Here is a 21,794-nt window from a genome sequence, read left to right as displayed (position 1 = left end):
GTTTTTCGAAGAAACGGGTTGCTTTTGCCTTTCGCGCCGATAGGCTGTTGCAACGAGCGGCACGACCTGGGGAGGATGGCTGATGTCTTTGTTCGACTTGAGCGGCAAGGTTGCCATTGTCACCGGATCCTCCCGCGGGATCGGCAAGGCAAGCGCCATGCGGTTGGCTGAAGCGGGCGCTTCCGTAGTGATCTCGTCGCGCAAGAAGGAGCCGTGCGATGAGGTTGCCGAGGAGATCAATCGTTCCGGCGGCAAAGCCGTTTCCATTCCCGCCAGCATCTCCTCGCGCGGCGAACTGGAGAACCTGGTTGCGGAGGCGCGGCGGCAGTTAGGACCAATCGACATCCTCGTCTGCAATGCGGCTTCGAATCCCTATTATGGCCCCATGTCCGGCATTTCCGACGACCAGTTCCGCAAGATCCTCGAAAACAATGTCATCGCCAACAACGCTCTGATCAGTTTGTGCGCGCCCGACATGGAGAAGCGCGGCGGCGGCTCGGTGGTGATCGTTTCCTCGGTGGCGGGTCTTTATGCCTCGCCGAACATCGGTGCTTACGGCGTTTCCAAAGCGGCCGACATGCAGTTGGCGCGCAACCTTGCCGCGGAACTGGGCCCGCAAAATATTCGCGTGAACTGCATCGCGCCCGGTCTGGTGAAAACGGATTTCGCACGCGCCTTGTGGGACGATGAGGCCAAGCTTGAAGCGTCCAACGCCGCGACGCCGTTGCGGCGGATCGGGGAGCCGGACGACATTGCAGGCGTGGTTGTGTTTCTGGCCTCGCAAGCTGCGGCCTTCGTGACGGGGCAGACGCTGGTCGCCGATGGCGGGCGGCTGGTCGCCTAGCGGCGGCAAAGCCTGAGCGGCAAGGGAGACACCCTTATGACGAAGCCTGGATACCCGGCCATCTCGCTTGCAGAAGCGCAGCAGCGGCTTTGTGCGCCGGGAAGCGAGTTCGAGATGGAGGAGATCATTATCCGCGGTCAGCCGACCCGGGTGTGGAAGAACGCGCCTCCCACGCTGCGCGACCTGCTTCTTATTGGCCGCTCGTTCGGGGAAAAGACTTTCCTTGTGCACGAAGAGGAGCGGGTGACGTTTGAAGCTTTCGCCCGCGCCTCGATTGTCTTGTCGCACCATTTCGTTGATCTCGGCGTCGAAATAGGCGACCGGATTGCGATTGTCATGCGCAACATGCCGGAATGGATCACCGCCTTTTTTGCCGCGCAGTTGTGCGGGGCGTTGGCCGTGCCGCTGAATGCCTGGTGGAGCAGCAGCGAGCTTTCGCACGGGCTAAGTGACTCCGGTGCAAAGCTCGTTGTCTGCGATGGCGAGAGGCTCGAGCGCATCCTGGAAGCTGCCAATGAGATCCCGCAGGCAATCGACATCCTTGTTGCGCGCGGCGGTGAAGCTTCGCGCGGAAGCGCACGCACCCTGGAAAGCGTGATCGGCACCCCAGAAACCTGGCATGCCCTGCCGGATGAAGCGATGCCGACCGTCCCCCTCGCGCCGGACGATCCTGCCACCATCTTCTACACATCAGGCACCACAGGCCGGCCCAAGGGCGCGGTGAACACGCACCGTAATCTGTGTTCCAATGTCATGGCCCATCCGTTCAGCCAGGCGCGATCCTTTCTGCGCCGTGGGGACGCCATCCCGGTTCCGCCGCCCAACGCTCCGCAGAAGGTCAGCCTTCTTTCGATACCATTGTTTCATGTGACCGGCTGTTCGGCGACGATGCTCACAGCCCTTCATCGCGGCACACGGCTCGTGTTGACCCGTCGTTTCGACGAGGAAGAAGCGCTCGGCTTGATCGAGCGGGAGCGCGTTACAACCATCGGCGGCGTGCCGACCGTTGCTTGGCGCATCCTCGATCACCCCGCCCGCAGCCGCTACGATCTGTCCTCGCTGCAAGTCGTCTCTTATGGAGGCGCACCTGCCGCGGCCGAGTTGGTTCGTCGGCTTGAAGCCGAGCTGCCGATGGGGCTCGGTGTTGCCACCGGCTGGGGCATGACGGAAACGACCGCTACCTTCACCCATGTCATGGGCGAGGACTACTACGCCCATCCGACAAGTTGCGGCCTTCCACTGCCGGTTTGCGAGGTGCGGATCCGCGACGCGGACGCAACGGTTGGACCGAACACGGTCGGCGAACTGCAGGTGCGCGGCCCCATGGTCATTCCTGGCTACTGGAACAAGCCGGATGCCGACGCCGCGACGTTCGACGACGGGTGGTTGCGCACGGGAGACCTGGCATTCCTCGATGAAGACGGCTTCGTTTATATCCGCGATCGCTTGAAGGACATGATCATCCGCGGTGGCGAAAACATCTACTGCGTGGAAGTGGAGGACGCGCTTTATGCGCATCCAGACGTCGTGGACGCCGCTTTGCTGGCACTGCCTCACCCGACGCTCGGGGAGGAACCCGGTGCCGTCGTGGTGTTGCGCGAGGGCGCAACAGCCGGACACGAGGAACTGAACGCGTTTCTCACCCATCGCATCGCGGCCTTCAAGCGCCCCGTCCGCTACCTTATGCTCGATGAGATGCCGCGCAATCCGGCCGGCAAGATTCTGAAGCCTCAGCTACGCCAGCTTTTCGCTGAGACATTGAGGCGGAACGAACCGGCCTGACGGCGACTGCTGCCCTGTCGGTCGCTTGCCGGCTTCGCCCTGATGCTTATAAACGGCGGCTGCGAAAAGAGCCTGCCAATGCGAAGCCCATCTCCTCATCTCGAACTTCGCGCGGTGACGCGCCGCTTCGCCCTGGTTGCCGCACTGCAAGATGTTTCACTCGAGGTGGCGCGGGGACAGATCGTCTGCCTCGCCGGTCATTCCGGCTGCGGGAAGTCCACGCTTCTACGGGTGATCGCCGGGCTTGATCGGCCAGACGCCGGCGCCGCGCTGATCAATGGGCACGTCGTGTCAGGGAAGGGCATCCATGTCGAACCTGAGCACCGCCGCGTCGGGTTCATGTTCCAGGATTATGCGCTGTTTCCCCATCTCAGCGTCACGGACAATGTGCTGTTCGGATTACGCTCCCTCGAGCGAAAGGAAGCTCACAAGCGGAGTGATGAGATCGTCGGCCGATTGCGGATCCATCATCTCGTCAACCGCTTCCCGCACATGCTTTCCGGGGGCGAACAACAGCGCGTGGCGCTTGCCCGCGCCCTCGCGCCGCGGCCCGATCTTCTGCTGATGGACGAGCCGTTTTCCAATCTGGACCGCGATCTGCGCGATGCGGTCCGCTTGGAAACGCTTGGGTTGCTGCGGGAACTCGGCACGACGGTGATCATGGTGACGCATGATCCGGAAGAAGCTCTTTCAGCTGGTGATCGCGTGGTTCTGATGCGCCGTGGCCACGTCGAACAGAGCGGAACAGGCGCGGAGCTCTACGACCGTCCCAACTCCGCTTATGCCGCAGAATTCTTCAGTGCCTTTAACAAGCTGCCCGGCCGCTGCAGAAACGGTTTCGTGGACACGCCGCTTGGCCGCTTTCCCGCTGCCGGCGTGTCAGAAGGGCAGGACGGCCTGGTCTACGTTCGACCACGGGATCTGCAACTGCGGCCGCAAGGGCAGGGTGCGCAAGCAACGGTTCTCGACCATGAGCTCCGTGGCGAGGTGGAGCAAGTCCGTGTCACGGTTGCTGCTCATCTCCCGCCCCTCGTGGTGCGGTCTAGCGCCAGGCTCATTGTCTCGGCGGGGCAGGAGATCGGCCTCAGCGCTGATCCGCAGCGGGTGCTTGTGTTTCCCGCCAGCGCCTGAGATCGCGTCACGCGAAGCTAACTTGACTGTTCTCATCAACTATGTTGTCCCTCCATTTGGCCTGGAGTGCTTTCGCTCCACCTGATCCACAAGCAAGGGAGGACAACGCGTGAACCTGAAACAGATCCTGATCGGCTCAGCCATCGCTGTGTTCGCTGGCGTGCCGAGCGTCGGTGCCGCCGAGTTGAATCTTTACACCACGCGTGAGCCCGGGCTCGTCCAGCCGCTGCTCGATGCCTTCACCGCCTCTACCGGGACCAAGGTCAATACGATCTTCCTGAAGGACGGTTTGGCTGAGCGCGTCGCTTCGGAAGGCGACCAGTCGCCCGCGGACCTGTTGATGACCGTGGACGCCGGCAACCTCGTTGATCTGGTGGAAAAAGGTCTCACGCAGCCTGTTTCCTCCGATACGCTGAACAGCACGATCCCGGCCGCGCTCCGTGATCCAAATGGACACTGGTACGCGCTGTCGATGCGGGCACGCGCGGTCTATGCTGCAAAGGACCTGGATGTGTCCGCCATCACCTATGAGGATCTCAGCGACCCCAAGTGGAAGGGAAAGCTTTGCATCCGCGCGGGCCAGCATCCCTACAATGTTGCTCTCATCGCAGCCTTCATCGCCAAGAACGGCGAGGACGCTGCGGAAACCTGGCTCACCGGTCTGAAGGAGAACCTTGCACGCAAAGCTGGCGGCGGCGACCGGGACGTGGCACGCGACATCATGGGCGGCATCTGCGACCTCGGCGTCGCGAACTCCTACTATGTCGGCCTGATGCGCAGCGGCAAGGGCGGCCCGGAACAGGAGGAATGGGCCAAGGCGATCAAGATGATCCTGCCGACCTTCGAAAACGGCGGCACGCATGTGAACATTTCCGGAGCTGCCGTTGCCCGTCATGCGCCGAACAAGGAAGAAGCGGTCGCGCTGCTGGAATATCTCGTGTCTGACGAAGCGCAGAAGATCTATGCCGAGGCCAATTTCGAGTATCCGGTGAACGCGGATGCGGCCGTTGCCCCGCTCGTCGGCGAGTTCGGCGACCTCAAGATCGACGAGGTCAACCTCACCGAAGTCGCCGCTCATCGCAAGAAGGCGAGCGAACTGGTGGAAAAGGTCGGCTTTGACAACTGACACACTCGCGGCGCTCGTTGCCCCGGGCGCCGCTGAACGCTTCGATGACCGAAGTAGCCACCCTCAGCGAAAATTGGCGCTTTCGCCGCCCCGTCGGAACGCGTTGGCGTTTAGGCGCGGCGGTTGTGGGCGCTTTCGCCTGCCTGCCGATCGCTGCACTCGTGACGATCGCCTCACAGGGCAGCGAGGGGTTGTGGCCGCATATGTTCACGCATGTGCTGCCGAGCGCGCTTCACCAGACCCTGATCCTTCTGGTGGGTGTCGGCTTGGTTGTGGCCGTGATCGGAACAACCACTGCCTGGCTGGTCAGCGCCTACGATTTTCCCGGGCGCAGCATCCTTGATTGGGCACTGCTTCTGCCCCTTGCTGTGCCAACCTACATCGTTGCCTACGCGTATCTCGACATCCTGCATCCTGTGGGTGCGGTGCAGGGCCTGATCCGCGACGTGCTCGGCTATCAAAGCCCACGCGAATTCCGCTTGCCCGACATCCGCTCAATCTGGGCCTGCATCCTCCTGCTTGGGCTGGTTCTTTATCCCTACGTATACCTCACCACGCGCGCCATGTTTCTCACCCAGGCTGCCAATGTGGTTGAGGTGTCGCGCACCCTCGGCACGGACCAACGTGCCGTGTTCTTTCGTGTGGCCCTTCCCTTGGCGCGTCCCGCGATCGCGATCGGGTTGAGCTTGGCGCTGATGGAAACGCTGAATGACATCGGCGCCTCGGAGTTCCTGGGCGTCAAAACGCTCACCGTGTCCATTTATACGACCTGGGTTACGCGTAATGATCTGCCGGCCGCCGCCCAAATCGCCCTCGCCATGCTGGTGATCGTGGTGCTCCTGATCCTTCTTGAGCGCTATTCGCGCCGCAACCAGCGCTATGCTGCCGGCGCCCAGCGCCCCCGCGCCCTGGTGCCGACCCCGCTTCGCGGCCTGCCAGGCTTCGCCGCCTGCCTGTTTTGCCTCGTTCCCGTTCTGCTCGGCTTCGTCGCGCCGGCGGCATACCTGTTGGTCGAGGCCTTCGGACGCTATCAGTTCGCGGGAATTTCTCCGAGGATTTGGTCGGAGATCGTGAACACGGTCTCCATCTCTGCTTTGGCGACGGCCTTTATCCTGGGCTGCGGATGCTTTCTGGCCTGTTCGCAACGTTCCCAGCCAGGTCGGGTGACAAGCGTCGCCGCCCGCGCCTCCACGCTCGGCTATGCGGTGCCGGGCACTGTGCTGGCGCTTGGGCTGCTCGTGCCGATCGGCTTGTTCGACAGATCCGTGGCACGCGTCAGCGCCGACCTTTTCGGATCGTCGGTCGGGCTCGTGCTTCTGGGCTCGGGGACGGCACTGATCCTGGCCTATACGGCACGCTTCATGGGGATCGCCACGGGCGGCATGGAAGCCGGCATGGCGCGCATTCCCGCCTCGCTTGATCAAGCCGCGCGCATGCTGGGACAAACACAAGCGGGCGTGTTCCGCACCGTGCATCTTCCGTTGACCAGACCGGCCCTCGTATCGGCCGGACTGCTTGTTTTCGTGGATTGCATGAAGGAACTGCCGGCAACGCTGCTTCTGCGGCCGTTGAACTTCGAAACGCTGGCAACACATCTTTATGGCGAAGCCGCGCGCGGGACCTATGAAGAAGCCTCGGTAGCGGCCCTGCTTATCGTGGCGATCGGCATTCTGCCGGTGATCGTGTTGTCGAAGGTTGGACGCACACGGTCGCGAGAGGCGTCTTTGGCGGCAACGCCGTCCAGCGAGCTCGATAGCCAACCTTCCAGATAATAAGACTCGAGACGTCCCTTTCAGCACAACAACGGCCCGATGCGGGGCACCGAGCCGTTGTTCGCAAGCCGGAAGCAGCTAGTTACAGGCTGCCGTCAAGCTTTTTTGCATGTTCAAGGTGCATTTCGATCACCGGCGCGGTTTTTGCGGCATGCGCCTTCGTGGCGCCTTCACCGTTCTGCGCATAGGTCTGCATCAGGTTCAGGGCTTCCTCATGCGCTGCCACTTGGGCGTCCATGTAGGCTTCGTCGAACTCGGCAGCACTTGCACCGTTGAGCGCCTGAACCTGCTCGGCATGCTTCGGCAGCATTTCGGCAGGCACGGTCACGCCGTCCTGAGACGCAGCGGCCTTCAGTTCCTGAGACGCTTTGGTGTGATCATTGATCATCATTTGGGCGAATTCTTTGACTTCTGCGTTCTGCGCCTTTTGCAGCGCAAGTTCGCTCGACTGGATTTCCAGCATGTCCGAGCTTGCCGCCATCGTGGCGAATTCCTGCGGCGTCATTGGCGACTGTGCGTAGGCGAAAGGCGCCATGGCGAAAATCACTGCAGCCGCAGTGGCGGTTTTGACGAAATTCATGGGAGAGTCTCCTTCTTGGTGCCCGCTGTCAGGCTGCTACACAAACAGCCGCTGCGGCGCGATGTTCCCTTCCATGACCCGAAAAGCCGGATGCGGTTGCAGCATTCTTGGAGCGCGCCTGGAACACAGACGGCAGCAATCGGTTCTCCTTCAAAGGAGATCCCCATGGCCGAAACTCCGAATGCGTGGACTCACCCGGACAGCGACCGCGAGGCTGCCGTGAAGCACCTTGTCGAGAATACCGACCTTTCGCCATCACAGGCCAAGGAACTAGTGGCGCAGCACGGTTCCGATCGCGAAACGCTGATGAAGCTCGCCAAGACAATGAAGGCCGAGAGCTGAATCATGGTGCGGGCGCTTCTTCTCGCACTCTTAATGACTGCGCCGGCAATGGCACAGGAATGGCACGTGCTTCGTGACCGCGCCTTTGGCTATTCCGTGCCCGTTCCTCCTGGCTACGAACTTGCCATGCGACCCGAAGCCGGCAATTCCCGTATTTTCCAGAACGCCGGAGGCGGCATCCTGGCGGTGTGGGGAGAAAGGCTGGACGGGCAGGGCTTCGCATCCCTCGTCCGCAACCGCCAGAAGCAGGACGAACGCGGTGGGTGGGATATCACCTACGAAAGGACCACCCGCGATTGGGCAAGCTATTCAGCCGTTCAGGGCAACCAGATCCGCTATGTGCGAGCCATTCGCTCCTGTGGCGACGGAGTGGCCTTTTTCCTGATCGACTACAGCAGATCGGAAAAGAAGCGCTACGACCCCATCGTCACGGGCATGGTGCGCGGCATGAAGGCTTCGCCGCGCTGCTGACCTTGCGGTCTGGCGTCAGGCTTCGCCGTAGCCACCGGCGGTCGGCGTAATCACCGTTACGGCTTCACCGGCTTGGAGCGTCGTCTGATCACAGCCCTTGAGGATTTCGGTCCGGCCATCGAGGCGACGCACCTCGGTGCGGCCGAGTTCCCCATCGCCCCCGCCGGCGAGACCCCGTGGAGGGACGCTGCGATGCGAAGACAGGATGGCGCAATCCATGTCGGTCAAGAAGCGCAGCGTACGGGTCGTGCCATCGCCGGCTGCGAACTTGCCCTTGCCACCCGAACTCTGGCGCAAGCCAAAATTCTCCACCACCACAGGAAAACGCATTTCCAAGATTTCCGGATCCGTGAGGCGTGAATTCGTCATGTGAACATGCACGCCCGAAGTGCCGGCAAAGCCGCGCCCGTTGTTCATCGTGCCTGCCGGGGAGCCCGAGCAGATCGTTTCGTAATACTGGTATTCATTGTTGCCGAAGGTCAGATTGTTCATCGTCCCCTGGCTGTTTGCGATAGCGCCCAGTGCTCCGAAGATCGCGTTGGTCACGTGCTGCGACGTTTCCACATTGCCCGCTACCACCGCGCGCGGATAAGCCGGCTTCAGCATCGAGCCTTCGGGAATGATGATGTGGATCGGCCTCAGGCAGCCGGCATTCATCGGGATCGGCGCTTCTACCATCACGCGGAAGCAGTAGAGCACGGCGGCACGGGCCACCGGTTCGGGCGCGTTGAAGTTGTTTTCGATTGCATCCGAGGTGCCGGTGAAATCGACCGTCGCCGTGCGTGCTTCGCGATCCACGCTGATCTTGACCTTGATCACTTGGCCGGTGTCGGTTGGGTAGCTGTATTCCGCATCCTCCAGGCGACCGACGAGGCGCGCGACTTCTTCCGCCGCATTGTCCTGCACATGGCTCATATAGGCCTGAACGACTTCAAGCCCGAACTCGTCCACCATGCGGCGAAGCTCGGCCGCGCCGCGCTCGTTGGCGGCAATCTGCGCCTTCAGGTCCGCGATGTTCTGATAGGGATTGCGGGCGGGGTAGAGGTGATCCGTCAGGAGCGCGTGCAGTTCCTTTTCCCGGAACTGGCCCTCCGCAACGAGGCGGAAATTGTCGATCAGCACGCCTTCCTCGTCCACGGTGGTGGCGAGCGGGGTCATGGAGCCCGGTGCCGTTCCGCCGACATCGGCATGGTGGCCGCGCGACGCCACCCAGAACAGGATCTCCTTGCCGGTGTCGTCGAAAACAGGGCTCACCACCGTGATGTCCGGCAGGTGCGTGCCGCCATTATAAGGCGCGTTGAGCGCGAAAACGTCGCCCGGGCGGATCGCTCCTTCGTTGAGGCGGATGATCGTTTCCACAGAGCGATCCATGGAGCCGAGATGAACCGGCATGTGCGGCGCGTTGGCAACCAGTGCCCCAGTCTGGTCGAACACGGCGCAGGAGAAGTCGAGCCGCTCCTTGATGTTGACGGAGTGGGCCGTGTTTTGCAGCGCCACCCCCATCTGTTCGGCGATGTTCATGAACAGGTTGTTGAACACTTCCAGCAGGATGGGATCGGCCTGTTTGGTGCCGATCGCCTGCGTGCGCGCCATCTTCTCGTGACGGTTCAGGACGATGTTGTCGGCTGATGTCAGCTTGGCTGTCCAGCCCGGTTCCACCACGATCGTCTGGTTGGGTTCGATGATCAGGGCAGGGCCACGCACGGTGTCGCCCGCCTGCATCCCTTCGCGGCGGTAAACACCCGCCTTGCGCCATTCGCCGCCTGAGTAGATATCGACGGTCCGATCGGTGGAGGCGTCCCGACTTGCCGCTTCGCCAGCCTGCTCCGCCATCGCATCCGTGTTGCGCTGCCAGCCTTCCACTTCAACAGCTTCGATTGTGACCGGCTTGTCCGGCGTGGTGAAGCCGAACTGCGCTTTGTGCATGGCTTCGAAGGTCTCACGCACCGCCGCCATATCGCCGTCGAAGGTGACGTCGAGCGTGGTGTCCGTGCCTGCATAACGCAGGTGCAGCTTCGTGCGGGTGTCGAGCGCCTCTCGCGGCAGCCCTTGTTCGGCGAGTTCGCGCAGCACGGATGCGGTCAACTCGTCCTGGAGCGACGTCATCGCCGCCCGGCTTTCTTCCGCCAGCGGCTGCATCAGACCCTGCTGACGGCTGGCGGTAACTGTGGCGAGACCCATGCCATAGGCTGAAAGCAGCCCGGACATCGGGTGCATCAGGATGTGCTCCATCCCGAGCGCGTCGGCCACGAGGCAGGCATGTTGTCCGCCTGCGCCGCCAAAGGAGTTCAGCAGATAGCGCGTGACGTCATAACCGCGCTGGACAGAGATCTTCTTGATGGCGTTCGCCATGTTTTCCACGGCAATCTTCAGGAAGCCTTCCGCCACCTGTTCGGCCGAACGGCCTTCGCCGACCGTTTCCGCAATTTCAGCGAACTTCGCCGCAACCTTTTCGCGGTCCAGCGGCTGGTCCTGGTTCGGGCCGAAGATTGCCGGGAAGAACTCGGGATTGAGCTTGCCGAGCATGACATTCGCATCGGTCACAGTCAGCGGACCGCCGCGACGATAGCAGGCAGGCCCTGGGTGGGCGCCGGCCGAATCCGGACCCACGCGGAAGCGGCCAGGCTCGGCATGAAGGATCGAGCCACCACCTGCCGCCACCGTGTGAATGCGCATCATCGGCGCGCGGATGCGCACGCCTGCCACTTCCGTATCGAAGGCGCGTTCGTATTCGCCGGCCGAGTGGGCGACGTCGGTGGAGGTGCCCCCCATATCAAAGCCGATCACGCGCTCGAAGCCAGCCTGCTCGGCCGTGCGCACCATGCCGACCACGCCGCCCGCCGGGCCGGACAGGATCGCGTCCTTGCCGCGGAAACGGTCAGCGGCGGTGAGGCCGCCTGACGACATCATGAACTGGAGGGTCGGCCCCGGCTCGCCCGCAGGCGTTGCGCCGAGAATGCGCGCCACGCGCGAAACATAGCGGCCGAGGATCGGCGAAAGGTAGGCGTCCACCACGGCCGTGTCGCCACGTCCAACCAGCTTGATTAGCGGCGAAACCTCATGGCTCACCGACACCTGCTCGAAGCCGACTGCGCGTACGAGCTCGGCGAGTGCTGCTTCATGCGCCGGGTTCTGCCAGGAATGCATCAGCACGATCGCCACCGCACCGATGCCGTCAGCCTTCGCTTGTTCAAGCGCGGGGCGCAGGCTGTCCAACTCGATCGCGCGCTCCACAGAGCCGTCCGCCATCAGGCGCTCGTTCACTTCCTCGACACGCTCATAAAGCTGTTCGGGAAGGACGATCTCCTTGGCAAAGATGTCTGGCCGCGCCTGATAAGCGATGCGCAGCTGGTCGCGGAAGCCGCGTGTGATCAGAAGCAGAGTCCTTTCGCCCTTGCGCTCGAGCAGCGCATTTGTGGCGACGGTCGTTCCCATGCGCACGGTGCCGATCGACGCATTGGGCAAGTCGGCACTGGACTGAGCGCCGACCAGCCGGCGAATGCCTTCGATCGCCGCGTCCTCATAGGCTTCGGCATTTTCGGACAGCAGCTTCAGCGGATGCAGCGACCCGTCCGGCGCACGGCCGATCACATCGGTGAACGTGCCGCCGCGGTCGATCCAGAAATCCCATAAAGCCGCCGACGACTGCTGAGTTCCCGCCATATCCGCTCTCCCGATTGCGCCTTTGCGCCGTGTTGTCTGTTTCAGACGCTGACAAATTGTTGACGAAATGCAAACGAGACGTCAAGGTTCAGTTTGACGCTCAGGGAACGGCGTCAACACGCCACGGACTGAACAACAAGGTTCGAAACTGGAAAGAGGGATTTCACCATGAAGATCTTCCACCGCGCCGCTGTTATGGGCGCTGCCCTGGCCACGATCGTCACCACATCGGCTTTCGCTCAAACCAACTGGGACATGCCGACACCTTATGGCGACGGCATCTTCCATACGCAGAACATCAAGCAGTTCGCCCAGGATGTGAGCGAAGCAACAAACGGCAACCTGACGATCACCGTGCATTCCGCCAATTCGCTGTTCGGTCATGCCGAAATCCGCGATGCCGTGCGCGACGGCCTGGTGCCGATCGGGGAATTCCTCCTGTCGCGCCTCGCCAACGAAGATCCGATCTTCGCGCTCGACTCCATTCCGTTCCTGGCTTCCTCCTATGAAGAAGCAGAAAAGCTCTGGAAGGCGTCGCGTGAAGCCGTTTCGGCGAAGCTCGCCGAACAGGGCCTGACGGTGCTTTATGCGGTTCCGTGGCCGGGGCAGAGCCTTTACCTGCGCAAGGAGGTCACCGATCCCGCCCAGATGCAGGGCCTGAACTTCCGTGCCTACAACGTTGCGACGGAACGGCTTGCCCAGCTGCTCGGCGCAACGCCGACCCAGGTCGAGGAAACCGACGTTCCGACCGCGTTCTCCACCGGTCGCGTGGAAGCCATGATCACCTCGCCATCCACCGGTGCCAATGCAAAGGCCTGGGATTTCACGTCGCACTACATCGACACTCAGGCCTGGCTCCCGAAGAACATTGTTGTGGTCAACACAGAAGCCTTCGAAGCGTTGAGCGACGAAGAACGCACAGCGATCCAGGAAGCTGCTGCCGCTGCAGAAGAACGCGGCTGGCAGATGTCGCGCGATGAAACGTCCGCCAAGATCGCCGAGCTCAAGGAAGGCGGGATGACGATCTCCGAGCCTTCGGAGGCGCTGTCGGCGAAGCTGGCGGAAATCGGCGAAACGATGACGCAGGAATGGGAAGCGTCGGCCGGAGAAACCGGCAAGTCCGTGGTCCAAGCCTACCGCAACCAGTAAAGCAAACAACGGGCGGGTGCCAAACCCGCCCGTTTCTGCTTCGGGATCCATTCTCCATGCGCAAGGCACTCGATGCTCTTTATGGCGTCGCCCTTCTGGGCGCTTGCCTGTCGATGATCCTCATCGCCATTTTTGTCTTCATCCAGGTTCTGGCGCGCGTTGTTGACAGCCTTCTGGTGATGCTTGGCTGGCCCCGCTACGGCTTCATCATTCCGTCGCTTGCGGAGATCGGAGCCTTTTTGTTCGTGGCCTCCGCGTTTCTGGCGCTTCCTGCTGCTCTGCGCGCCGCCGGGCATGTGCGGGTGACGCTGCTTCTGCGCTTTCTTGGTCCGGTCGGAGACAAGGTCGCCACGGGCCTTGTGCTTCTTGTGGCGCTAAGCCTGGCCGCCTTCGCCGCCTGGGCGCTTGGGGTTCAGGCGATCGCTTCTTTTCAGCGCGGCTCGGTGTCTTACGGGATCATCGCCATTCCTCTTTGGGTGCCGCAGGCGATCATGTCGCTCGGGGTCGTGATCTTTGCCGTGGCCCTTTTAGACGAACTTGTTGCGCTGCTGCGCAGCGGGGAGCCGGCGTTCCGGCATGTGGAGCGCACGCGCGAAGCGGGTACGGGAGGGCACTGACATGGAGATCGGCGTTCTTTCCCTTGTTCTCGTTGTTGTTCTTTTCGGGCTGCTCTTGGCCGGGCTTTGGGTTGGCTTCGCGCTGCTGGCCGTCGGGCTTGTTGCCATGGAGGTTGCCACCTCCGCCCCTGTTGCATCCGTGTTTGCCCGCCGGGTCTGGGGCTCCATGAACAGCTGGGACCTGACCGCACTGCCCATGTTCATCTGGATGGGCGAAATCCTGTTCCGCTCGCGCCTGTCGTCCGACATGTTTGAAGGACTTGCTCCCTTCACCCGCCGATTGCCCGGGCGTCTCCTGCATGTGAATGTTTTCGGTTGCGGCCTGTTTGCCTGCGTGTCCGGTTCGTCTGCGGCAACAACCGCAACGGTCGGACAGATGTCGCTGCCGGAACTCCAGCGTCGCGGCTATGACCCGCGGATCGCGATCGGCACCCTTGCCGGCTCCGGCACGTTCGGCTTTTTGATCCCGCCCTCGATCATCATGATCGTTTATGGCGCGGCAACCGAACAGAGCATCGCGCGCTTGTTTCTGGCCGGGATCGGTCCGGGCATTCTGCTGGCCGTTCTGTTCAGCGGCTACATCATGATCTGGGCGCTGCTCAACAAGGGGCGCATGCCCGAACCCGAACCGGCGCCGACCTGGAAAGAGCGCTTCGAGGCGCTGAAGCTCCTCCTCCCGACGCTGCTTTTGATCGTGGCAGTGATCGGCTCCATCTATGCCGGCTTTGCGTCTCCCACGGAGGCGGCCGTGATCGGCGTTGCCGGTGCCATGGCCATCGCGGGCTTTAGCGGCGGTCTGGACCGGGAGGGCTTCGTGACGTCGTTGCGGGGCGCGGCCATCACAAGCTGCATGATCGCCTTTATCCTGGCCGGGGCCTCGTTCCTGACGGTGGCGATGGGGTTCACCGGCATCCCGCGGACGCTGGCATCCTGGATCGGCGAACAGGGCTTTTCCCAATATGCGTTGCTCGCGGTGCTGATGGTGTTCTTTATCGTCATCGGCTGCTTCCTCGACGGCATTTCCATCGTGGTGCTGACGACTTCGGTGATCCTGCCGATGGTGCTCGCAGCAGGCATCGACCCCATCTGGTTCGGCATCTTCCTTGTGCTTGTCGTGGAAATGAGCCAGATCACGCCGCCGGTGGGCTTTAACCTGTTCGTGATCCAGTCGATCACTGGACGCAACATCTTCCAGATCGCGTATTACGCCCTGCCGTTCTTTCTCCTGCTGGTGCTTGCCACCGCTATTCTCACGGTTTTTCCGGGTATTGCCCTATGGCTTCCAAGCACGATGATGAGCAACTGACCGTGGCCTCGGTGGGGCCGATTGTTTCCTCGGCTCATTTGGCCAAGTCCAGTCTGCCGGCGTTGTCCGAAGTCGAGTTCGCGCTGACCATGGCCAACAACGCATTTCAGCGCTGGATCGTGCGCTGCATGACGGCCGCAGGCGGGCCTGCCATGTCGCCGCTCGAGGTGCTGATCGTGCATCTCGTGAACCACCGGGACCGGCCGAAAACCCTTGCCGACATCTGCCTCATGCTCAACATCGGCGACACGCATCTAGCCAATTACGCGATCAAGAAGCTTGTGGAGCAGGGCCTCGTGACGTCGGGCCGCACCGGCAAGGAAAAAACGGTCGCCATCACGCAAAAGGGGGCCCGACTGTGCCAACGCTACGGCGAGGTTCGCGAAGCGCTGGTGGTGCAGGCGGTTCGGCAACTCGGGCATCATCCAGCGGAGATGTCGCAGCTTGCGGCGATGCTGCGTGCCGTGTCCGGGGTTTATGACCAGGCTGCCCGCGCGGCGGCGCCCTTGTAGGGCGTGTCGGTTCTTGCCTTCCTTGCGCGCAACGGGCGGCTGCTGCTTGTTGCCGGGCTGATCGCGGGGATTCTGCTGCCGGGATTGGCGGCGGTTCTGCGGCCCCTGATCGCGCCCATGATCCTGGGCCTGCTTTTTCTGGCCGTGTTGCGCTTGGGACCGGAAGGTCTCGCAGCCGGGTTGAAAGGCTTGCACCGCGCGATCGGCCTCACCCTTGTTCTGCAACTCGTGCTGCCGCTTGCGGCGGCGGCCTTGTTTGCCGCGGCCGGTGTGCTGGCCCACCCCCTGGCAACAGGCGCAGTCTTAGCCCTGGCCGCAGCGCCGATCACCGGCAGCCCGAACCTCGCGTTGATGGTTGGCGGCAATCCGGCACCGGCACTGCGCCAGCTGGTGATAGGCACCGCTTTGTTGCCGTTGACGGTGCTCCCCGTGTTCTTCGTCATGCCAGCGTTTGGCAGCCCGCTGGCAGTGGGCCGTGCGGCGCTCCAGCTTCTGGCGCTGATCGCCGTGGTTGGTGGCGCTGCCCTTGCGCTTCGCCACTTCAAAATCGTTCAGCGAAGCGAGCCAGCCTTCGTCACCATGGACGCTCTCGCCGCGCTCTTGATGGGGCTGGTGGTGATCGGGCTGATGTCCGCAATCGGACCTGCGCTGCTGGACAACCCCCTTGCGCTTGGGGCAGCGCTCATGGCCGCCTTCGCTTTGAACGTGCCGCTTCAGCTTGCTGCGAGCACGATGATGGCCAGGCGGGATCCGGATGCCGCCCCCGCGGTGGGCATTGTCGCCGGAAATCGAAACCTGGCCCTGTTTCTCAGCGTCTTGCCGCCGTCCACCGCGGACGATCTTCTTTTGTTTATCGGCTGTTTCCAGATCCCGATGTACCTGACCCCGTTCTTGTTGGCGGGATGGTACCGCTTGAAGGCGAAGCAGGCACGATAGCAGGGCAGGGCCTCAGCGTTCGTCGGAAATAACCTTGCCGTCCTTCGGTAGCGAACCCGGCGGAACGATTTCCACTTGTCCCTTCAACTTGGTGATTTCCATCAGCTTGTCGCTGGCCTCTCCAGCAAGCTGGGCGTCATGATGCTCTATCTTCAGGACCATGCTGTCCTGTTCCGCGTGTCGGGTCACCACGAGGCGCAGGGCGCCATCCACACCAAGGCGCTTGCGAAGAACGGCGATCTGTTCGGGCCTCACGAACATGCCCTTGACCTTGGTTGCCTGGTCAGCGCGTCCCATCCAGCCGGCGATGCGCCGGCGCTTGTCGGCACCGGCTGGCAGGGTGCGTGACATGTCGCCGGTGGCGAAGCGGATCAATGGATAGTCGCGGTTGAGCCGCGTCACGACGATCTCGCCGACGTCGCCATCCGGCAGCGGCTCGCCCGTGCCGGGCCGGACGATTTCCAGGATCACGCCGTCGTTGACCGCCATGCCTTCACCACCGTCCTCGTAGGCGACGATGCCGAGATCGGCGGTGCCATAGCACTGCACAACCTTGAGGCCACGGCCTTGCAGATCCGCACGCAGGGACGGTGGCAGGGCCGCCCCGGACACAATGGCACAGCGGAATGAGTTCGTATCGATTTCAGCTTCCGCAGCCTTGTCGAGCAGGATCTTCAGGAAGTCCGGCGTGCCGACATAGACGGTTGGCCGAAACTGGCCGATGGCAACCAACTGGTCGGCCGTGTTGCCGGGCCCTGCGGGAATCACTGCGCAGCCGAGCGCATGCGCCGCGGTTTCAAACATCGCGCCGGCAGGCGTCAGGTGGTAGGAAAAGGTGTTGAGCGCGATGTCGCCCTTCTCCACACCCGCGGCAGCCAAAGCGAGCGCGCCACCCCACCAATCCCTGCCATGCCCTTCTGGATCAAAGATCGGTCCGGGCGACATGAAGAGCCGCGCCAGGTCACCAGCGGGCGTTGCGGTCAGGCCGCCAAAAGGCGGTGTTTGCGCCTGCAGGGCTGCAAGGTCGGACTTGCGCAGCACCGGCACGCTACCCAGCGCATCACGGTTCTGGAGCATCTCCGGGTTGATTCCGGCCAGTCGTTCAGCCCAGAACGGCTGACCTCCGATTGCGCGTGCGACCTGCTTCCGCAAGGCGTCGAACAGCGCGTGGTCGTCGGCTGCGTCGGTTCCGCCGTTGAGTTGATCAGTCATGCAAGCAGTCCTTTGAAGCGCGGGTTCACGACAGCCAGCGTTTTCGGCGCTTGTAGTGCTTCACGTCGCGAAACGATTTGCGGCCTTCCCCGCCAACGCCGAGGTAGAATTCCTTCACGTCGTCGTTTTCGCGCAGCGCCGCGGCTTCGCCATCGAGCACCACGCGGCCGGACTCCAGGATGTAGCCGTATTTGGCGTAGCGCAGCGCGACATTGGTGTTCTGTTCGGCCAGCAGGAAGGACACCCCCTGCTCGTCATTGAGCTTCTTCACGATCTCAAAGATTTCTTCCACCAGCTGCGGGGCCAGACCCATGGAGGGCTCGTCGAGCAGGATCATCTTGGGCCGTGACATCAGCGCCCGGCCGATTGCCGTCATCTGCTGTTCGCCGCCGGATGTGTATCCGGCCTGGCTGGTGCGGCGCACTTTCAAGCGCGGGAAATAGTCATAAACGAGGTCAAGGTCAGCCTTGATGGCCGCCGCGCCATCTTTCCGGGTGAACGCGCCCGTCATCAGGTTGTCTTCCACCGAAAGGTGGCCGAAGCAGTGCCGACCTTCCATGACCTGGATGCAGCCTCGCCGCACCAGGAGATTGGAGGAAAGCGCCTGCACTTCCTCCCCATCGAAAACGATGGAGCCCTTGGTCACTTCGCCGCGCTCGGCATGAAGCAGGTTGGAGATGGCCTTCAATGTCGTGGTCTTGCCGGCCCCATTGGCACCGAGAATGGCCGTGATACCGCCGCGCGGCACGGTCAAGGAAACACCCTTCAGAACGAGGATCACGTGATCATAGATCACCTCGATGTTGTTGACCGAAAGGATCGGTTCCACGGTCTGTGTTGCAGGGGCGGGGTTCGGGATCATGGCTTCACCAAACAGTTGGAAGATGCGGCGGCGGCACGGATCGCCCGCGCCGCCGCCGGCTCACGCGCTTACTGCGTGCACTCTTCGTTCATCTGCCAGGGCTGATTGGCCGCCGCGTAGTCCGCCGCTGCCTTCTCGACCAGCGGGTCGATCACCGCGCGGTCGGCGCTGAGCAGATCGGACACCTTGTTGAACTTGGTGCCGTCCCATTCCACCATCCAGGCGCCCGCATGGCCGGTGTGATTGCTGCAGCTCATGGAGAACGGCGCCATCATGCCGGTTGCACCCAGCTCTTCGAGGGTGGCTTCGTCGAGCTTGACGTTTTCGAGGCCCCAACGCAGCTGTTCGCGGTTGATCATCTTTGTGCCAGCATGCTCCTGAGCCGCCTTTACGGCTTCTGCGAGGATCACCGACATCAGGATGCCACGCTGATAGGGCGTGCTTTCGAACTCGCCCGCGCCTTGGTTGAGCTGCGACTTGCCCGCATCCACCACGTGCTTCTTCACGTCCTGCATGAGCTTCGCGTTGGGATCAGCGAAGTTCCAGCTGAGCGCGCGGTAGCCCTTGCCCTCTTCGCCGACCAGCTTGAGGTCGGGCTCATGGGCGCCCCACCAGACGCTGACGAACTGGTCCATCGGGTAGCGCGTCTTGACCGCTTCGGTGATCGCACCGGCGTTCATCGCGCCCCAGCCCCACATCACCACGAAGTCCGGGCGTTCGCGGCGGATCTGCAGCCACTGCGCCGATTGATTCTGCATCTCGCTCAAGCCGACGGGGATCGGCAGCAGTTCGAAGCCGTGGTCGGCCGCAAGCTTTTCTAGAAGCGGCAGCGGCTCCTTGCCGTAGGGGTGGTCGAGATGAAGGAAGGCCACCTTCTTGCCCTTGAGGTTCGCGAGATCTCCATCGGAGATGGCGTTCATGATCATCGAGGCGCCGTCCCAATAAGATGTCGGCGGGTTGAACGCCCATTTGAACGTCTTGCCGTCCTGCATGGCCGAGAAGCCATAGCCCGGCGCGTACATCGGAATCGCGTCAACATTGGTGCGCGGCAGAACCTGCAGGGTGATGCCGGTGGACCAGGGCTGCGTCACCAAAGCGCCTTCGGCCTTCGACTTTTCATAGCACTCAACACCTTTTTCGGTGTTGTAGCCGGTTTCGCATTCATCAAAGGCGACGCGGACGCCGCCGATGCCGCCGTCGCGCTCGTTCAGCATGGTCATGTAGTCTCGCTGACCGTTCATGTGCGGCGTTCCCGTCGCTGCAAACGGGCCGGTGCGATAGGACATGTTGGGCAGCTTCAGGACTTCCTGTGCAAAGGCTGGCATGGCGAGCCCTGCAGCAAGGATCGTCGACAGCAGTGCCGTCTTGAACGTCATTTTCATGTTTTCCTCCACTTCTTGCCCTTGCCGGGCGTTCTCAGACTTCAAGTTGCCCGCACTGCATCCTCCTCAGTGCGGGAATGGCCAGATAATCAGCTTTTCGCGCATCAGGGCCCACAACCTTGCGAGCCCATGGGGCTCCAGGATGAGAAAGCCGATGATCAGCGCGCCAATGATCATTGTGTTGAGATGCTCGACCATGGCGGACGAGATCGGCAGGCCGACCGCGGCAGGTACGGTGCCGATGATCACCGGCAGCGCCACGATCAGCAATGCGCCAAGATAATTGCCGAGGATCGAGCCCAGGCCGCCGATGATGGCGATAAACAGGACGCGAAACGAAAGCTGGATGTCGAATAGGTCCGCTTCGGCGGCACCGCGCCACAAGAACACAAACAAGGCTCCGGCGATGCCGACGATGTAGCTCGACACAAAGAAGGCCGACAGCTTGGCCTTCATGAGGTTGATGCCAACGAGCTCCGCGGCGATGTCCATGTCGCGCACGGCCTTCCAGGTGCGCCCGATGCGGCCGCGCGTGATGTTGATCGCGAAGGCGGTCAAGATGCAGACGGTGATCAGAACGAAGAAGTACTGCGCGAGAACCGGCGCCTGAGCGCCCGTGATCGTGACGCCGAACAGCTGTGTGTTGGGCACCTGGATCGCGCCGGACGCGTTGTAGTTGTAGAGCCAGGCCCATTTCTGGAACAGCCACAGCAGGAAGAATTGCGCGGCAAGTGTCGCGATCGCGAGATAGAAACCCTTGATCCTGAGAGAGGGGAGGCCGAACGCGACGCCGGCTGCCGCTGAAAAGAAGCCGGACAGAACGATCGCGCCGATGATGTTCATCTCGGGAAAGATCGTGATCAGCTTGTAGCAAGCATAAGCGCCGACGCCCATGAACGCTCCGGTGCCCAGCGACAGCTGGCCCGCATAGCCTGTGAGGATGTTCAAACCCAGCGCTGCCAATGCATAGATCAGCACGGGGATCAGCAGCGCACGAAACATGAAGTCGCTTGCCGTCAGCGGAAAAACCACGAATGCAAACACAAGGATCAGGGCGAGCAGCCACGCGTCCTGCTTGATCGGGAAGAGCGCGTAGTCCGCCCCGTAGCTCGTCTTGTATTGGCCGGCAATGCGGTAAAACATGGATCAAACCCGCTCGATGATCTTTTCGCCGAAAAGGCCCTGCGGCCGCACAAGAAGCACCAGGAGCGCCAGCATGTAGGCGAACCAGGCTTCGGTGTTGCCGCCAAGCAGCGGCTGCCCCCAATAGATCTCGAAGACCTTTTCGAGGATGCCGATGGCCAGGCCGCCGACGATGGCACCGGTGACGCTTTCAAGACCGCCCAGCATGAGAACCGGCAAAGCCTTCAGCGCGATGACCTCCAGCGCAAACGACACGCCGGCCCGCGCGCCCCAAACGATGCCGGTGGCCAGCGCGATGATGCCCGAGATGAACCAGACGAGCACCCAGATCGTGGAGAGGGAAATGCCGACCGACAAAGCGGCCTGGTGATCGTCGCCCAGCGCGCGAATGGCGCGGCCCATCTTCGACTTGTTGAGGAAAACCAGCAGTGCAATCACCAGAAGCACGGCGCCAACTACGGCGGTCACGTCCTTCTGCTCGACCGACACGAAGCCCCCGAAAGGTTCAACCACCCAGGAGCCGGTGGGGATTCCCAGCTGTTCGGTGATCATCACCTTGTTGGCGCCGCCGAAGATGGTTTCGCCCAGTCCGATCAGGAACAGGGTGATGCCGATGGTTGCCATGAACAGGATGATGTCGGGCTGATTGACCAACGGGCGCAGAACGGCGCGCTCGATCCCGACGGCGAGCACAAACATCACAAGCAGCGTCAAAGGTACCGCGAGCAGGGCGGGCACGCCGTTTTCATGCAGCCCGACCAGGGTCAGGGCGGCAAACACCACCATGATGCCCTGCGCGAAGTTGAAGATGCGCGACGACTTGTAGATCAGCACGAAACCGAGCGCGATCAGTGCGTATAGAACGCCGGACACCAGCCCTTCCCAGACCACCTGGAGAAAGAAATCCGGCGCGTCGGCCATGTCGGCGAAAGGCGCCACGAAGATCGAATGCAAGTAACTCATG

At 62.2% G+C, this 21,794-nt stretch carries 19 protein-coding genes; 12 read left to right on the top strand and 7 right to left on the bottom strand.

The annotated features are described in order from the left end of the window. Positions 1-82 precede the first annotated feature (82 nt). From J5Y06_RS22040 to J5Y06_RS22020, 5 genes are all read left to right on the top strand, one after another. Positions 83-844: an SDR family NAD(P)-dependent oxidoreductase gene (locus J5Y06_RS22040; RefSeq protein ID WP_209337361.1), complete on the top strand. Its 762-nt coding sequence runs from the start codon at positions 83-85 to the stop codon at positions 842-844. Between the two features lie 36 nt (positions 845-880). Then, complete coding sequence (locus J5Y06_RS22035) at positions 881-2,626, top strand: class I adenylate-forming enzyme family protein (protein ID WP_209337360.1); 1,746 nt, start codon at positions 881-883, stop codon at positions 2,624-2,626. A 78-nt stretch (positions 2,627-2,704) separates the two neighbouring features. Beyond that, a complete protein-coding gene (locus tag J5Y06_RS22030) occupies positions 2,705-3,757 on the top strand; it encodes an ABC transporter ATP-binding protein (RefSeq protein ID WP_209337359.1) in 1,053 nt (350 codons plus the stop codon). Positions 3,758-3,872: 115 nt separating this feature from the next. Next, positions 3,873-4,883 (top strand): Fe(3+) ABC transporter substrate-binding protein, encoded by a 1,011-nt coding sequence (locus J5Y06_RS22025; RefSeq protein ID WP_209337420.1) that lies wholly within the window; start codon positions 3,873-3,875, stop codon positions 4,881-4,883. Between the two features lie 44 nt (positions 4,884-4,927). Then, a complete protein-coding gene (locus J5Y06_RS22020; protein ID WP_209337358.1) occupies positions 4,928-6,655 on the top strand; it encodes an ABC transporter permease in 1,728 nt (575 codons plus the stop codon). Positions 6,656-6,737: 82 nt separating this feature from the next. Here J5Y06_RS22020 and J5Y06_RS22015 read toward each other — a convergent pair whose 3' ends face one another. After that, positions 6,738-7,235, bottom strand: a complete 498-nt coding sequence (locus tag J5Y06_RS22015) for a DUF4142 domain-containing protein (protein ID WP_209337357.1) — start codon at positions 7,233-7,235, stop codon at positions 6,738-6,740. 165 nt (positions 7,236-7,400) lie between these two features. On the opposite strand from J5Y06_RS22015, the gene J5Y06_RS22010 reads away from it, so the two are divergent. Together J5Y06_RS22010 and J5Y06_RS22005 are read left to right on the top strand one after the other, a co-directional pair. Next, positions 7,401-7,577: a hypothetical protein gene (locus J5Y06_RS22010; protein ID WP_209337422.1), complete on the top strand. Its 177-nt coding sequence runs from the start codon at positions 7,401-7,403 to the stop codon at positions 7,575-7,577. A gap of 3 nt (positions 7,578-7,580) precedes the next feature. Further along, complete coding sequence (locus J5Y06_RS22005; protein ID WP_209337356.1) at positions 7,581-8,048, top strand: hypothetical protein; 468 nt, start codon at positions 7,581-7,583, stop codon at positions 8,046-8,048. A gap of 15 nt (positions 8,049-8,063) precedes the next feature. Here J5Y06_RS22005 and J5Y06_RS22000 read toward each other — a convergent pair whose 3' ends face one another. After that, positions 8,064-11,711: a hydantoinase B/oxoprolinase family protein gene (locus J5Y06_RS22000; protein ID WP_209337355.1), complete on the bottom strand. Its 3,648-nt coding sequence runs from the start codon at positions 11,709-11,711 to the stop codon at positions 8,064-8,066. Positions 11,712-11,879: 168 nt separating this feature from the next. Between J5Y06_RS22000 and J5Y06_RS21995 the strand changes: the two genes are divergently transcribed. Genes J5Y06_RS21995 through J5Y06_RS21975 form a run of 5 tightly spaced genes read left to right on the top strand, consistent with a single transcriptional unit; the run spans position 11,880 to position 16,231 of the window. Then, positions 11,880-12,860 carry a TRAP transporter substrate-binding protein gene (locus J5Y06_RS21995; RefSeq protein WP_209337354.1) on the top strand — a complete coding sequence of 327 codons (981 nt, stop codon included), beginning with the start codon at positions 11,880-11,882 and terminating at the stop codon, positions 12,858-12,860. A gap of 56 nt (positions 12,861-12,916) precedes the next feature. Next, positions 12,917-13,477: a TRAP transporter small permease gene (locus J5Y06_RS21990; protein WP_209337353.1), complete on the top strand. Its 561-nt coding sequence runs from the start codon at positions 12,917-12,919 to the stop codon at positions 13,475-13,477. Position 13,478: 1 nt separating this feature from the next. Continuing rightward, entirely contained in the window at positions 13,479-14,783 is a 1,305-nt protein-coding gene (locus J5Y06_RS21985; protein ID WP_209337352.1) for a TRAP transporter large permease, read from the top strand. Beyond that, the gene (locus tag J5Y06_RS21980; RefSeq protein ID WP_209337351.1) at positions 14,753-15,295 is read left to right on the top strand and encodes a winged helix DNA-binding protein; all 543 of its coding nucleotides are present in this window, start codon (positions 14,753-14,755) and stop codon (positions 15,293-15,295) included. The genes J5Y06_RS21985 and J5Y06_RS21980 overlap by 31 nt, the downstream gene beginning before the upstream one ends. A 3-nt stretch (positions 15,296-15,298) precedes the next feature. Further along, the gene (locus J5Y06_RS21975) at positions 15,299-16,231 is read left to right on the top strand and encodes a hypothetical protein (RefSeq protein ID WP_209337350.1); all 933 of its coding nucleotides are present in this window, start codon (positions 15,299-15,301) and stop codon (positions 16,229-16,231) included. Positions 16,232-16,243: 12 nt separating this feature from the next. On the opposite strand, the gene J5Y06_RS21970 is transcribed toward J5Y06_RS21975, so the two are convergent. The 5 genes from J5Y06_RS21970 to J5Y06_RS21950 form a co-directional block, all read right to left on the bottom strand. Beyond that, positions 16,244-17,443, bottom strand: coding sequence for a phenylacetate--CoA ligase family protein (locus J5Y06_RS21970; RefSeq protein ID WP_209337349.1), 1,200 nt, complete (start codon positions 17,441-17,443; stop codon positions 16,244-16,246). Positions 17,444-17,468: 25 nt separating this feature from the next. Further along, the gene (locus tag J5Y06_RS21965; protein WP_209337348.1) at positions 17,469-18,305 is read right to left on the bottom strand and encodes an ABC transporter ATP-binding protein; all 837 of its coding nucleotides are present in this window, start codon (positions 18,303-18,305) and stop codon (positions 17,469-17,471) included. A gap of 68 nt (positions 18,306-18,373) precedes the next feature. Next, on the bottom strand, positions 18,374-19,687 hold the full coding sequence (locus J5Y06_RS21960) for an ABC transporter substrate-binding protein (RefSeq protein WP_209337347.1): 1,314 nt from the start codon (positions 19,685-19,687) through the stop codon (positions 18,374-18,376). A gap of 66 nt (positions 19,688-19,753) precedes the next feature. Next, complete coding sequence (locus J5Y06_RS21955; protein ID WP_209337346.1) at positions 19,754-20,830, bottom strand: branched-chain amino acid ABC transporter permease; 1,077 nt, start codon at positions 20,828-20,830, stop codon at positions 19,754-19,756. A 3-nt stretch (positions 20,831-20,833) separates the two neighbouring features. After that, the gene (locus J5Y06_RS21950; RefSeq protein WP_209337345.1) at positions 20,834-21,793 is read right to left on the bottom strand and encodes a branched-chain amino acid ABC transporter permease; all 960 of its coding nucleotides are present in this window, start codon (positions 21,791-21,793) and stop codon (positions 20,834-20,836) included. Position 21,794: the final 1 nt, after the last annotated feature.

Source organism: Tianweitania sediminis (assembly GCF_017813335.1).
Taxonomy (GTDB): domain Bacteria; phylum Pseudomonadota; class Alphaproteobacteria; order Rhizobiales; family Rhizobiaceae; genus Tianweitania; species Tianweitania sediminis.
This window is presented reverse-complemented; position numbering and strand designations above follow the sequence as displayed.